Raw genomic sequence first — 13863 nt, 5'->3', positions numbered from 1 at the left:
TCGCACATTACCCATGCATCAAGGCTTCAACGATGTGCACTTTAAGATACCGTGGTTAGCCGCTTCTCCCAGTAGCCAACGTCTAGCCATTGATCAAATTTAAAACCGACTTCACCAAATTGGGCAACTTTCTCGAACCCCAATTTCTCGTGCAATGCGATACTGGCGGTATTCGGTAATGCGATGCCTGCGACGACCAGGTGATAGCGAGCGCCTGTTAGGTGTTTGAGCAATGTAGCGTACAGCGCAGTACCAAATCCGCGACCTAACTGCTCAGGCGCCAGATAAACCGTGCTCTCGACAGAGAATCGATAAGCATGGCGCGCGCGCCACTTGGTGGCGTAAGCGTATCCAACAACGGTGCCATCGTGCTCTGCCACGAGCCAGGGCAGATCACCGCTTTGCACATCAGCAATGCGCTTTGCCATGTCGAGATCGGTGACGATCTGCTCCTCGAAAGTGACTGTCGTGTTGACGATGAAGTGGTTATAAATGGCTGCGATTGCTTTTGCATCGTCCATTTCGGCATTGCGAATATTCATCAAGGCTACTCGCCTATATTCAAATTTTTCTGATAACTTGGTCGATGGCTTTCATAGATCGCTCATTTCGCTCGCTGTAGCGGTCGGTCAGATAATCGGCCCGGCCACGCATCAGCAACGTTATCTTGAACAGCTCCTCCATCACGTCGACCACGCGGTCATAGTAGCCGGACTGGCGCATGCGGCCGGCATCGTCAAACTCCTTGTATGCCATCGGCACCGACGACTGGTTGGGGATGGTAAACATGCGCATCCAGCGGCCAAGCAGGCGCAGCGTATTGACCACGTTGAACGACTGCGAACCACCACAGACCTGCATCACCGCCAGCGTGCGGCCCTGGCTGGGACGAATCGCGCCCATTTCCAGCGGTATCCAGTCGATCTGGTTTTTCATCACGGCCGTGACGGTGCCGTGGCGCTCAGGACTGCACCAGACCTGGCCTTCCGACCACAGGCACAGCGCGCGCAGCTCGGCTACCTTGGGATGATCTTCCGGCACGCTGCCGGCCATCGGCAGGTCCATCGGATCGAAAATTTTCACCTCGGCGCCGAAGTGTGCCAGTATGCGCGCCGCCTCTTCAGTCAGGAAGCGGCTGAAAGAGCGTTCGCGCAGCGAGCCATACAGCATCAGAATGCGCGGCGCATGCGACAGCTCACCGACAGGGGAAAGCTTGTCTAGGGTAGGCAGATCAAGCTGCTCTGGATTGATATTCGGCAGGTTGACTATCTTATCCATGCTTGATGCGTTCTCCATGTTCATTAATAACACGCTCACCATCTTCCTTAGCGAATGCACCACGCTGCGGCTGAGGCAGGATATCAAGCACCAGTTCTGACGGACGGCACAAGCGCACGCCCAGCGACGTCACAACGAAGGGCCGGTTGATCAGGATGGGATGAGCGACCATGGCCTCGATTAAGGCTTGGTTCGTGATAGTCGGCGAATCGAGCCCCAGTTCTACAAACGGCGTGCCCTTCTGGCGCACGACCGAATAGATGGTACGTTCTGCCTTGACAATCAAGTCGATCAGCCTTGCAGCGTCTGGTGGGTGTTTCAAGTACTCGATAATATATGGCTCGATGCCGGCATTGCGGATCAGCCCGAGCGTGTTGCGCGACGTGGCGCAATCCGGGTTGTGGTAGATAGTAACGCTCATAACAAGTTCCTCCATTAAGCCAGACGCACGGCAAGTGCGGCCAAGGTGATCAACAGCACCGGCAAGGTAAGTACTACGCCGACGCGGAAATAGTAGCCCCACGAAATGTGAATGTCCTTACTCGAAAGGACATGTAGCCACAGTAGCGTGGCCAGGCTGCCGATCGGCGTGATCTTCGGACCAAGATCGCTACCGATGATGTTCGCGTAAATCATCGCCTCACGCACCACACCTTGTGACGTCGTTGCGTCGATCGACAACGCGCCGATCAATACTGTGGGCATATTGTTCATGATTGAAGACAAGATCGCGGTGATGAAGCCAGTGCCCAATGCGGCGCCCCATACACCGTATGTCGCGCAGGTATTCAGCACACTGGTCAGGTAATCGGTCAGACCGGCATTGCGTAATCCGTAGACAACCAGGTACATGCCAAGCGAGAAAACCACGACCTGCCAAGGAGCATTGCCCAGCACCTCACGTGTCGAAATTTGGTGGCCGCGTGCGGCCACCACCAACAGCAGCACTGCACCCACTGCCGCGACGGCACTGATCGGCACACCTAGCGACTCCAGCCAGAAGAAGCCTACCAGCAACAAACCCAATACCCACCAGCCCGTGACAAAGGTGGCATGGTCGTGAATCGACTCGTGAGGTGCTTTCAGCTGAGCCAGATCATAATTAGCTGGTATGTCCTTGCGGAAGAACCACATCAAGGCCCCGAGCGTCGCGATAACGGATACCATATTCACCGGTACCATGACGGCGGCATACCGCGCAAAGCCGATATTGAAATAGTCAGCCGAGACGATATTGACCAGGTTCGACACTACCAGCGGTAGGCTGGCCGTGTCGGCGATAAAGCCGGCGGCCATCACGAAAGCAAGTGTTGCCCGGGCTGAAAAACGCAGCGCCCGCAGCATTGCGATCACGATCGGTGTCAGGATCAGCGCCGCGCCATCGTTGGCGAACAGGGCTGCCACGGCAGCACCAAGCAAGACCAGCAGCACAAACAGCCGCTTGCCACTGCCTCGCCCCCAGCGAGCGACATGCAACGCAGCCCACTCGAAGAAGCCCGCCTTATCCAGCAAAAGGCTGATGATGATCACCGCCACGAAGGTGCCGGTCGCGTTCCAGACAATGTGCCAGACCACGGGGATATCGGCGGCATGGATCACGCCGGCCAGCAGCGCGACGATGGCGCCGGCTGTAGCACTCCAGCCAATACCCAGTCCGCGTGGTTGCCAAATAACAAGAGTCAAGGTGGCGAGGAAAATCAGAAAAGCGATGAGCACGGCTATTCCTTGCAGTAAGGTAAAAACTTAGATGGTCGTATTGCCAATCGCCTGGATCTCGCGCTCGATGGCGTTTTTTTCCAGCATCTGTAATGGGAGGCTTACGAAAATATTCATGCGCGTCATGATCTGGCGGAAGATGCGATGGAAAGCAGCGCGCTTTTCTTCGTCGGTACCAGTGACGGCCGCTGGATCTTCAAAGCCCCAATGTGCCGACATTGGGTGTCCTGGCCAGTACGGGCAAGTCTCGCCAGCGGCGTTGTCGCAGACGGTGAAAATGAAATCCATATGAGGCGCGTCTGGAGTGCCGAACTCGTCCCAGCTTTTGCTGCGTAATGTGTCGACTGGATAGCCAGTGTTGGCTACCTGTTCGATGGCAAATGGATTGACGGTACCGCCAGGTTGGCTACCTGCCGAGAAGCCCTTGAATCGGCCCTTTCCCATCGTCGTCACCAAGGCCTCGGCCATGATGCTGCGCGCCGAGTTGCCGGTGCAGAGGAACAGTACGTTATAAACTTTGTCTTGCATGTCAATTCTCCAGTTTAGGTGCGCGGTTGATTGATGTCGCAGCTGCTGGGACCACAAGGAACACCCCCGCAGCAATTTTCAGTCAGGTAGCCGATCAACCCGTTCATGACCGTTATATCGGCCGAATAGATGACGTAACGGCCTTCGCTGCGAGAAGTGATTAGCTTGGCATGGGTCAGTTCCTTTAGATGAAACGACAGCGATGACGGCGCGATATCGAGCTGCTCGGCAATCTTCGTTGCTGCCATTCCTTCTGGACCGATCTGTACCAACAGCCGGAAAATACCAAGCCGACTTTCTTGCGCAATGGCTGCCAACGCGGCCAATACTTCCTTGGTTTCCATAGTATTTACTTTCACAATTCAACAAGTATGGAATTATGATACCCCATAAGCTACGACAATTCAAAGAATATCGAATTAATTTGACAGCTTGATGACAAGACCGAGAAATCGTAGGCACATGGGAACTGTTGATAGCGACTGTTCGCGCCGCGTCAGCGTACTGCGTGCGCTGATCACTTGAACTCACGGAAGAAGCGCTTGTGCATCCCAGTGCGGCACCCAGTATTGCGTCTGATCAACCGTAACATTGAAGCTACCATCGACAAGCGCAAGAACCTGTTCATCTTTTAGACTCATGCCAGCTTTGCGCGGCAGCCCATGGAAGTAAGCAAGTGATATGGACAACCATCGACGCAAAAAAATGGCATCATGGTTATCCTCACCGAGTAAGGCGACAAGGTCTATCTCTAGTTTTTTCGTTCGACGTGCTGCTGCGTGCTTGCTGCCATGATCTACACGAATGCATAGGTCGTACTTACTATTGAGAAAAGATACAAATCCAGAAATATTATTACGCTGGCCTGGCACCTTCGCAAGATAGCGATCCAGTGTAGGCTGCCCTGGAATCCGCACTCCGTCCGTGAGGCATTGGGCCAAGAGAGCAGCTGCAGACTGAAGCAATAGGCGAACCGTACGCAGGGTAGTTTTTCCAGTACCCATGCGGGCGAACAGTGTCTCTTTGTAAGCCAGAAAAATGGCAGTTGAATCCTTATCTGCTTCAAGCAATGAGCCAATGGCTTTAAGACGCCGATGTTCAGATGCACTTTCACGCGTATCGGCATCGACGATCACCAGCGCTGATTCACTCAGCCATCGCATAGGCAAACGAACCCGTCGAAGACCTTCTGCAGTGAAATGCATCAGCAAATTCTCGTAAGTAGGTATTGCTCCCCATTGCTCCTCCATTTCGTAAAAAAATGGAAAATACCGGTGAATTGACTGCGCAGCTTTTTGCGCGGGTACCTGCACTATTAGCCAATTTCCAAAATCGCGAAAAGACGACACCATTCTGGGCGTTGAAAGTCCTGCCTCATCAAGAGCGAGACGTTTGAAGAATGTCGCAGTCCAATAACAAGCTTCGCATCGTTTGCCACGTCCAGCGGGCATTTCACTACCGCACGAAGGGCAAGGAATAGGGCCGCTTTCAGTGCAAGCTTTACACAATGCAAGCCCACCGACATTGCTGGCAATGCGTCGATGGCGCCGGCAAGATTTGCAAGTAGCATGGCTTGGATTACTGGCGTCCGTCGCCATCGAACTTTGGTTCGTCGTAGTTCTGTTGATCGTATTAGGCCGAGCACGAAAATAGATTGAACAACCATTACAAACGGGACCATAAGAAGTCATTTTGCCAATCGCATAATGAGTCTTACCACACCTGGTGCATGGCAAGTTCTTTTCGCATGCAGTGCAGACTGCGGCTAGGTCCGTCAGTGGCAATCGCGCCGTCTGATCGCAACCTGGACATTTCCGAGCTTTAAATACCTTGGCATAGCAACCAGAGCAATAACGATTATCGCGATACCGCCGATGGGCCTTGAGCATGTCAAGCCCGCAATGATGGCAACTTTGGAGGGGCAACATGGATGATGCAGACGTCATATCATACGGCCCATCTTTCGCTGAAGCCGCGCCCATTTCCGCATCACAGATGCCCGTGACAATGGCATATTTTTTGAGTCATTCGCTTTGGCCCTAGCACTACGTTTGCGTTGAGGTAGCCAATCGATGACATCGCACATTGAAATGGGTAAGTCACGGCGCCCTTGCCGTAATGTTGTTGCGGCAAGGCCCGATGCTTCCGCAACCTCAAGCAAACGTTTGGGGGTAGTTGATAGCAGCCTGTTCACCGCTGATAAAATTAGAGCACGCTCGTTCACTGGCAGTAGCTCAAATCCTAACCCGGTGGCCGCACATTGCATGTTAGCGACTTCGATACCCAGCTTGGTTAACCAATTGGCGAGCTTACTGGACTGATAGCGTGTAGCAGTACGCACTAACATGAGGAAATAGCGGCTGAGTGCAAACCAGTCAGGTGCAGACAGCAAGATGTTTGTAAATTCCCCATAACCATATTTTACGACATCATCGGCTCGTTGCTGGAATGCTATGGCCGTTGAGCTTGCGCATGCTGCAGGAGAAGTGCGTAAATCGTTGCCACATGATGAGCAGGTGCTCAAAATGCTTTGAGGCAATAGCAGACGATGTGGTTCAGGAACAGCGCCACAACGGTGGCATCGATCCAATAGCAGAACGCCATGTTTACTGCAGCAAATATGCCAGGCCAAGCGCCAATGACGGCGATAGTATGGAAGTCTATCTGCATGAAAGCACATTGGGCAGTATTGAAGGCCTCCACAACGGCGTCGATTGCGTGAGCCAAGGGCGAGAACCCACGGTAAGATTGCAGCTTCACTTGGAATTGTTCCTATCGCTTTGGCGATTGGTCGGAGCGTTGCCGCCTCCAGCGCGGCAACCTCAATGCCTGACATACGAGCTAGCATTGCCATTTGATCGATACCAATTCTTCTGTCGAGATCGATTGTCCACGCTCGCCATTTGGGCCAGATCTGACCAGCTAGAATCAATGGATCACACCCTTGGGCGAAGGAGACACGGATTAACCAGGTTGAAAACAACTCATCTGGTTCCAGCCTGACAGGAACCGGCCAACGTGCCGCTAACCCACCAACTCCCTTATGCCTCGTGTTGGACGTAGCCATGCCTTATTTTCTATAATCGTTTTATCAATTTGCTCCTTACCGGACTTGATCGCTTCTACCGCACACTCAATTAGAAGACGATGCAAGTTACCTGTGTTGCCCTCAGATATAGTGTGCAGTAATTTAGCTGACTCGGGCACGTGGAGATTTGATCGACTTTTAAGAGGCAATATCTTTTCAAAGCCTGCCAGCAGCCGCTGAAAATCGACATTCAACTCCCACAATGGCAACGTCATGACGTCGAATCGGCTCGCGTGCTGTGGGTCCGTGTGCAATACGCGCACTGCCTCACGCGTGCCTACCCCAACAATCGGGATAGCCAGCTCATTGCACATCAATTTTATGGCATTCATCACTTCTCGCTGCTTGATGGCCGAACCGGTTAACAGCGAGTGAAACTCATCAATGACAAGCATGCGTACATGGCACGCACGGAACAAGTGAATCGCTTGGTATCTGAGTTTTGAAGTTGGATCTGTCGCACGATAGGGAGAGAAAAACTGCTCAAGAATGGAGATGTACAGCCCTTTTTCGTCAGCGCTAGGGGGCGCCTCAGCGATGATTACCGGCTTTACAGGTTCAGAATCATCATTGACGTATGGCGTGCCGCAGAGATGACGGAAGCGCTCGATGATAGTAGTCTTGCCATTGTTGGAATCACCAACGATGAGTAAATTTGGCATGCGCGGCCGCATGGGCTTATGAATCAGCCCTTGCAGCGTATCTAAGATATTCTGGGCGACTTGGTGACCGATCCATCTGGGCTGATCCAAAAACTCGATTCGTTCCTGTGCACTAAGCCCCATAACATGCCGAAAGTCAGCGTGGATGTGTTCATAGCTACTCATGCAATATCCCCAAAATCACTAATCTCAGTATCAAGCAGTTCACTCGCACCAGGTATTGAAAGCATGAGAGGTACAGATGCTGTTACCAATGGCTGCGCAGGTGACACTTTCTTGTCATGTTCCTTTCTGCGCTGAGCCTGGCGACGTGCCGTTTTCGTCTTCTGCGAAGCTTCATCGACGCGGCTTCGCAACTCCGTGATAGCGTTGAGAATTTGGTGCTCATTGACACTTTCAATGCCGGCACGCTTCAGTTGTTCCTTGGCCTGGCGATACTCCCAAATACTCATCGATGGCAAAGACAGATCTGCCAAAGGTATCTTGAAATAGTGCTCAAGCTTGGGATCGAAAAACCAAATGGTGCTAACGTCACGCGGATCTCGCCGAAAGATCAGATCCTTTTTCTTTTTCGTCTCTTCATCCTGGGCGTTGATCCACGGCCGCAATGCTTCGGCATAGTATGTAAGGCCGTCGATCGTCACGCCAAAGGTTTGAACAGTGCGTCGGAAGAAAGGAAGAAAGTCGAGCAAAATCGTGAGCCGATCAGCTGGTCGTGGCGGTACTCCAATGCCTGCCACTTCGGCATTACCAAATATGCCGATTTCCCATTGACGCATCGGCGTTATGCCGATCGCTGAGTGCAGACGGCGATGATAGACCTTGGTGATGAGCGTCACAAGCCACTCCTCAAACTCTGATTTCGTCAGCGTCGCGTGCTTCTCCGAGTCATACCCATCACGTTCTTTTACCGAAGAAAATGTAGTACCAGGCAAGTCATGTATCTCGCGCAGCAACGTGCCAAGCATGCGTTCGATATGGCCGCCATATCGCGGTTGCTTGACCGGTCGAAACTCTAACCTGATGCCGTACATCAAACAGGACTGTTTAAAATTGTTAGAGCGAAAATCTGCCCCATTATCAACGTAAATTGTTCTTGGCACGCCCCATACAGGCCAATCAGCATCTACCTTGTGTAAGAGCATCCATTCCTCTTTGGGGAGCATTGAATGTGCAACACACATGGCAACAGAAGTCTCTGACGGAGGATCGAATGAGAGGTAATACCCAGTCACCATGCGTGTGTGCACGTCCATGGCCAACGTAATCCAGGGTCGTCCTATGGGCTTGCGGTAAACATCATCGACCAAGATGATATCTGCCGGCGTGTGATCAATCTGCATAACCGCCAGCGGGAAAGTGGCGTTCGGAAAGCTGCCCGCAGCTGGAAGGAATTTGTTCTTCGCTTTTTCCTTCTGACCACGACCGCGAAGTTGGGTCTTCTCAGCAATGCGAGCAATCCTAGCCCTGATTGCTGTCGAGCTGGGAGGCGCGATACCCTTCGCCTGACAAGCCCGGAACACTTCCGTAATCGCTTTCTGTGCAGTGGGCCGTTGGGGAGTCAAGTAAAAATCACGGATGACTTGCTCGATGACAGCCTCAGCATCATCGTCTATACGACCGTTACCTTGCTTCCAACCACGTTTTTGAGGGATCAGTGCAGACACAACACCATAAGCCTTGTAGCGCTGAATCCAGCGATACAACGTCGCAGCATTGATCTTCAATTCGGTCGCCCTAGCTTCTACACTGTCGCGGCCTAGACGACCAGCATCAAGTAGCGGTTTGATGGCTGCGAGACGTTCTTGCGCAACCCGCCAGTCCTCGTCGGCAATGTCAGCTAAATCTTGAACAACTGTAGCGGCGGCTTCTACAGGCCGACTCAAAACCCGCAAATCTCCAATGCGTAAAGCGCTACTTTGGCCGGTGTCAACATCGATGCCAATCAGCGTTTCAAAATCAAGAACCTGAGCAATGCGGAAGGTCGTCGTGCCACGCTGAACAAGCGCACCCACGGCAACATTGATCCGTTCACGCACCGGCTCGAAAGCATCATTAGGGGGAGCGTAGTCTTCAGTAGACATAAGAGGGAATCCAGACTTCAGAAAATTCGTTAAGGCCCGTACTGATATCGCAATCAAGGCGGCGGGTTGCTATCAAGTGCCAGATATGGGCGATGCCTTGCGCACGGTACAACCCCATAAAGTGGCGTGCGAGAAGGTAGTGAATAGGGGCAGAACCCATTTCTCGTACGCTCTCCACCACGGATTGACCTTCCTCAGCCGGAAAGTGCATTCGTTTGTATTGCTCAAGAAAGCTAACGTTCTGAAATACTTTGTCCCGCACGCGTGACTCGTCATGGATATGGAACTGCCATCCTTGCTCATGCGCATAGCGTCGCGCAGCTTTCCACTTGGGAAGCCATGCCCGCCAGTTTTCACGCCAGGCCTCTTCAGGCTTCACCTCCACAAGCATTGGTCTTGGATACTCATCGTAACTCTGCGTGCCTAATCTGTAGTAGACCAAATAGTCAGGAGTGTAGGTATAGGTATGGCCGTTCGAGCCAACGAATGGAATCTGCGCTGGCTGAGCGATGACATCAAGCACATCCAAAAAAAATTCAGTACGAATCAAAAAGTCCCGCTCAAGAGTGGACTCATAGGGCACAGAAACATCGTTACGAAAGGGATATATCCCGGATACGCTGCGTCTTGTGGGGTTAATCTTACGAGTTTGCTGCCGCATATTCTGTCGCACCTATTATCAATTATTTCGGGTCTCGTCGCAGCTATTCTATGAAAATCCGTCGCATTAATTTCAAAGAATCGCTCTCAAGTCTTTGATTTTCGCTGTATCCGTCGCACTTATTTAAGCATATCACAGCGGCAATGTGCCGCGGCCCGGTGAAATCTCGCTGGCGCATTGCGGCGTGCTGTTTCTCGATGAAATGCCTGTTAGGTCTTATTTCACCTGCCTGTCCTGCGCAAAAAATTTCAGAACGACCACGAAGTTGCCCACTCAAAAATCGATACGAGCACCTTGTTTTTCTATGTGGAAACATCATATAAAAAATAGCACTGTTTAGGAGAGTGCTTTCTTCAACCACTTCGAGGCTCGTCAAATAGTAATTCAAGAACAGGTACCAGCAGTGCACCGTCATGACCATGGCACCGAAGGAGCGCGACGACACGATCTCCTTGCGTGAAGGCGCCACCTCTTCCAGCTCCAGGCAAGAAATTCCGCGCAGCTCGTTGCACGTGCACTCCAGCACGACGCCGAAGTGCGCCCGCATGGTGCTGGGCGGAGCGTCCTTCAAGTCCTGCACGGTGTTAACACCCATGGCGCGCACCTTGGCGCTAATGCGCCGTCCGACACCCCACACCTAGCCAACGTCCATCCGTTCGTGCACTCACTATGCGCACGGTTTGGCAGCTGGTGTTCCCGCTCCACCTAGCACCGCAGCTGGTGCCGCAGGCTTACCGTCCCATTCGTTAAGCAGCTTGGTCACCAACTTGATAATATCTTGCGCGGTTTCCTTTTTGGCGACCACGGCCTGCAATTGCTCAATGATCTTGCGGATCGCAGCGAGTCCGTCCGGCGTAATGGTTTTATACCGCGTGCTCTTGGCCACGTAAGCGTTAATCCACGCACTGAGCTTTAGGTAATCTGATTGGATCTGCCCCAGTTGGATTTTTATGTAAGCAGTCTCACTGGCGCCAGCCTCGCCCGCCCGCGCAATAAGAGCATCCCGTGCCACGTTTAGTCCATTCTGCTTGCTGAGCAACCCAACTAAGTACAGGCTGCCTTCGCTCGTTGGCATCGGTGGAGTACCATCGGGTAAGTCTGGAGTCGTGAGAAAGTCTCCGCCCACCTTGTCTTTATCGCTCATTTTTTATCCTTCACAGTCTCGTTGAGGGTTTTGGCCGAATCGGCCTGCTTCTGTGCTGCCGCTTCGCTATCTTTCTCGATCAATTTACGAACCTCTGTCATGTAAGCAAAGTAAAACCCAGCCTTGTCCTTTGCACTTCGAGCCTCGCCCAGTTCAACAAGTGCTATGGCCGTTTCGTTGAGCTTGGCGCTTTGGAATGAGACGGCACTCTTAGTTGCACGAACTTCTGCTTCCTGCGCGACCTCACGCGCGCGCTTCGCTTCGATCCGGGACAGCAGGTTGCTCGATTCCTCCCTCAATGCATCGAACGAATGCTTGCGGTCGGCCTGGCCAGCAACATTCCAGGTCGCTGCTGCCCGGTACGCATCGCTTTCCTGTTGCATGGCTACTGACTCCAAATTGTCCCGTTGAACCTTGGTGGCCACAGCAAGAGCGTCACGTTGCTTCTGGAATGTAGCCGTGCTTTTCTGAACGGATTGCATGAGCAGGCCGATCTCTTTAGTGTTCTTACGGGCTTCATCCATGTCCCTTTCAAGCGATCCGCAGCCTCCCAGAAGGAAGGATGAGAGCAACCCCACAGAAGTCAGATTTTTCATGGCATTTCCTCACTTCACGCGCGCAGCGATGATGGGAAGGCTGAGAGCCTGGGACAATGCGGCCAGATCTTCTAGCTTTATTCCGCTGGCGTTCAGTGCGACGATCTGCGTGATCGCAGCTTTGATGACCCCTTCCGTTTGCAATAGCGCTGCTTCAGATTCATCCAGCGCGGCCAATTCAACCTGGTCAATGATAAGGTACTCGCTTTGTTCAGCTGGGATCCTGCCTGCTGTGATTGCAGCGGCAAAGGAAAGCGCTGCACTTGAGGCATGCGTACTGCAACGATTTTTCACGCCGCTGGAAATGCTGGCAAAAAGGGGGGCTTCGGTGCAATCGGGAGTTGCAGCTTTGACAGAGGCCTGGCTGTCGAGCAGGAACTCCAACTCATCGAGGTAGTGGTTCCGCTGGTTCCTGAGAATGGCTTCAGTCTGTGCCGCGCGTTCGATGCGTTTCTCAGCTGCTGCGAGCTGCTGCCTGGTGAACTCTGCCTCCATGAGAATCCCTGCGGTAGGAGGATTTGGCTGCCCGGTCGCGCGATTGACGAGATTCGCGACAAGCGCCACCCTGTGCTCACCGATTGAGGGAGTACTTGATGTCTGGCCCTTCAGCGCCTCAATATATGCCTCCAGCAGCTCCTGCTTCTCCTGCAGCGCGGTCAGACGACCGGTCTCAGCAATTCGCTCAAGGACCGGGTTGTTGTTAACCGTTTCGTTGGAAGATGAGAACGGTATCTTATCCAGATCCTTCAGCGCGGCCTCCAACTTATTGGCCCACTTCTCTGCGGCGCCCGGCAGAGGTTCAGGCACCGAAGCGAGCAAATTTTTGTACTGCCTACGCTTGTTGTTTACGTCAGCAGCAACCACCAGCTTCGCGTTGTCAATCGCATCGAGTTGGGCATTGACGTCAAATAGCAAACCGCTAGAGCCTGTACTCCAGTTCGCAACGCATTCAGCGGCACGCACAGCAGCCGCACACTCCGTATTGAACCGTTCGATCAGTGGCCCCGTGACACCGTCGTTCTTCAGAAATTCCGGTACTTCAACGGGTTTACCCTTAATGCAGGTAAGGGCAGGCGCATCGGTCATCTCCGCAAACTTTACGGCAATCGTACTGCGCGCCCCATTCGTATTGGCAGAAGTCGTTTCCAGCACCCTCCGGGCCAACCCAAGCTGAACGACCATCTCAGATTTGTTCAGTTGTTTCTTGTCGGCCTTTTTAGGTTTTTTCACTTTGGACTCCCCCTCTTTTACTTCGGGCGAACACTCGGCAGGCTTTTTAAAGTCGATTTTCCCGGAAATCAAAGCGATCCGCTCTAACGTCTCCGACGCCAAGTAACCCCAAGAATCGTCCGCAGTTGTCGCGTCGATCATCTGAGCAAGTCTGGCGTCACGTAAGGCAATCTGGGCTCGACTTACAATCCCTTGCCTCACCGCTTGGTTCTTTACCAGGGCCACCCGTTCCGCGACGAGCGCCTTGCCAATTTCCGCATCATTGAACGCTTTGCTAGCGCCCTGTGCTGTTTTATCGTCCTTTACGTTATAAAAGGCTGCGCATCCGGTAAGACTAGTGAGCAAAACTATCGAACCTATTCCTCGAATAGCGAGACGCATTCATTCCTCCAATAGTTTTGTGGTTAGGAGAAGGAAATACCTGGCACGACTGGAGTGGCACCATCCGCACCGCTGCACTTATGAGTGCATTTGTTCAATATACCCTTGATGACAAACTGACATTCTCTCAAATTACCACTTCGACAATTACGCAACAGACGAGTTAAAAGAACAAAAAATGCCAGAGTCAGTGGCTCAGGCATATTGAAAGGTACTACAGTAAAAGGTTTGAAGGTTCGGTAGCGAGACGGATCGAGCGCAGGAGCGGCAGCCGGCCATTACATTGGACGGACTTATGGCGCGAGAGCGTAAATTCGATCGGCAGCCAACATGATCGCCGATCCCGCGATCGTGAATTGATCCTTACAGATCATGTGTATGAACTCGACGCCAGCCAGCACGCAGCTGCCACCACGAAAGGATTTACAAATAAGTATAGGTCACCGGCACCACCAGCGAGCCATTGAAGTGTTCATGGCCGGACTCGCGCAACAG

The 13863-nt window shown here is 52.6% G+C and carries 14 protein-coding genes and 1 pseudogene; 1 reads left to right on the top strand and 14 read right to left on the bottom strand.

The features are described from left to right. Positions 1 to 41 precede the first annotated feature (41 nt). The 11 genes from ACQ4WR_RS19360 to ACQ4WR_RS19310 all read right to left on the bottom strand — a co-directional run bounded on the left by ACQ4WR_RS19360 (position 42) and on the right by ACQ4WR_RS19310 (position 10017). The gene (locus ACQ4WR_RS19360; protein WP_436489597.1) at positions 42 to 542 is read right to left on the bottom strand and encodes an arsinothricin resistance N-acetyltransferase ArsN1 family B; all 501 of its coding nucleotides are present in this window, start codon (positions 540 to 542) and stop codon (positions 42 to 44) included. A 19-nt stretch (positions 543 to 561) separates the two neighbouring features. After that, positions 562 to 1278: an arsenical resistance protein ArsH gene (arsH, locus tag ACQ4WR_RS19355; RefSeq protein WP_436489303.1), complete on the bottom strand. Its 717-nt coding sequence runs from the start codon at positions 1276 to 1278 to the stop codon at positions 562 to 564. Then, a complete protein-coding gene (arsC, locus tag ACQ4WR_RS19350; RefSeq protein ID WP_436489301.1) occupies positions 1271 to 1699 on the bottom strand; it encodes an arsenate reductase (glutaredoxin) in 429 nt (142 codons plus the stop codon). Before arsC ends, arsH begins: the two co-directional genes overlap by 8 nt. Positions 1700 to 1713: 14 nt before the next feature. Next, entirely contained in the window at positions 1714 to 2994 is a 1281-nt protein-coding gene (locus ACQ4WR_RS19345; RefSeq protein WP_436489299.1) for an arsenic transporter, read from the bottom strand. 27 nt (positions 2995 to 3021) lie between these two features. Beyond that, a complete protein-coding gene (locus ACQ4WR_RS19340; RefSeq protein ID WP_436489298.1) occupies positions 3022 to 3522 on the bottom strand; it encodes an arsenate reductase ArsC in 501 nt (166 codons plus the stop codon). Between the two features lie 14 nt (positions 3523 to 3536). Then, on the bottom strand, positions 3537 to 3866 hold the full coding sequence (locus tag ACQ4WR_RS19335) for an ArsR/SmtB family transcription factor (RefSeq protein WP_436489296.1): 330 nt from the start codon (positions 3864 to 3866) through the stop codon (positions 3537 to 3539). A 183-nt stretch (positions 3867 to 4049) separates the two neighbouring features. Further along, positions 4050 to 4973, bottom strand: coding sequence for a hypothetical protein (locus ACQ4WR_RS19330; RefSeq protein ID WP_436489294.1), 924 nt, complete (start codon positions 4971 to 4973; stop codon positions 4050 to 4052). Positions 4974 to 5464: 491 nt separating this feature from the next. Next, the gene (locus ACQ4WR_RS19325) at positions 5465 to 6589 is read right to left on the bottom strand and encodes a TniQ family protein (protein WP_436489292.1); all 1125 of its coding nucleotides are present in this window, start codon (positions 6587 to 6589) and stop codon (positions 5465 to 5467) included. Next, positions 6547 to 7437 (bottom strand): TniB family NTP-binding protein, encoded by an 891-nt coding sequence (locus ACQ4WR_RS19320; protein ID WP_436489290.1) that lies wholly within the window; start codon positions 7435 to 7437, stop codon positions 6547 to 6549. The genes ACQ4WR_RS19325 and ACQ4WR_RS19320 overlap by 43 nt, the downstream gene beginning before the upstream one ends. Next, entirely contained in the window at positions 7434 to 9356 is a 1923-nt protein-coding gene (locus ACQ4WR_RS19315; RefSeq protein WP_436489288.1) for a TnsB C-terminal domain-containing protein, read from the bottom strand. The genes ACQ4WR_RS19320 and ACQ4WR_RS19315 overlap by 4 nt, the downstream gene beginning before the upstream one ends. After that, positions 9346 to 10017 (bottom strand): TnsA endonuclease N-terminal domain-containing protein, encoded by a 672-nt coding sequence (locus tag ACQ4WR_RS19310; RefSeq protein WP_436489286.1) that lies wholly within the window; start codon positions 10015 to 10017, stop codon positions 9346 to 9348. Before ACQ4WR_RS19310 ends, ACQ4WR_RS19315 begins: the two co-directional genes overlap by 11 nt. Positions 10018 to 10156: 139 nt before the next feature. On the opposite strand from ACQ4WR_RS19310, the pseudogene ACQ4WR_RS19305 reads away from it, so the two are divergent. Continuing rightward, a pseudogene (locus ACQ4WR_RS19305) lies at positions 10157 to 10225 on the top strand (ATP-binding protein); the annotation flags it as partial. Between the two features lie 459 nt (positions 10226 to 10684). On the opposite strand, the gene ACQ4WR_RS19300 reads toward ACQ4WR_RS19305, so the two are convergent. From ACQ4WR_RS19300 to ACQ4WR_RS19290, 3 genes are read right to left on the bottom strand one after another with little or no spacing between them, the layout of a single operon-like run. Further along, a complete protein-coding gene (locus tag ACQ4WR_RS19300; RefSeq protein ID WP_436489285.1) occupies positions 10685 to 11161 on the bottom strand; it encodes a hypothetical protein in 477 nt (158 codons plus the stop codon). Continuing rightward, on the bottom strand, positions 11158 to 11757 hold the full coding sequence (locus ACQ4WR_RS19295) for a hypothetical protein (protein WP_151092572.1): 600 nt from the start codon (positions 11755 to 11757) through the stop codon (positions 11158 to 11160). Before ACQ4WR_RS19295 ends, ACQ4WR_RS19300 begins: the two co-directional genes overlap by 4 nt. Before the next feature lie 9 nt (positions 11758 to 11766). Continuing rightward, positions 11767 to 13368: a hypothetical protein gene (locus ACQ4WR_RS19290; RefSeq protein ID WP_151092570.1), complete on the bottom strand. Its 1602-nt coding sequence runs from the start codon at positions 13366 to 13368 to the stop codon at positions 11767 to 11769. Positions 13369 to 13863 lie beyond the last annotated feature (495 nt).

Source organism: Janthinobacterium amylolyticum, from assembly GCF_051380655.1.
Classification (GTDB): Bacteria; Pseudomonadota; Gammaproteobacteria; order Burkholderiales; family Burkholderiaceae_D; genus Janthinobacterium.
The sequence above is the reverse complement of the archived record's forward strand: the minus strand, read 5'-3'. Positions and strand labels throughout refer to the sequence as shown.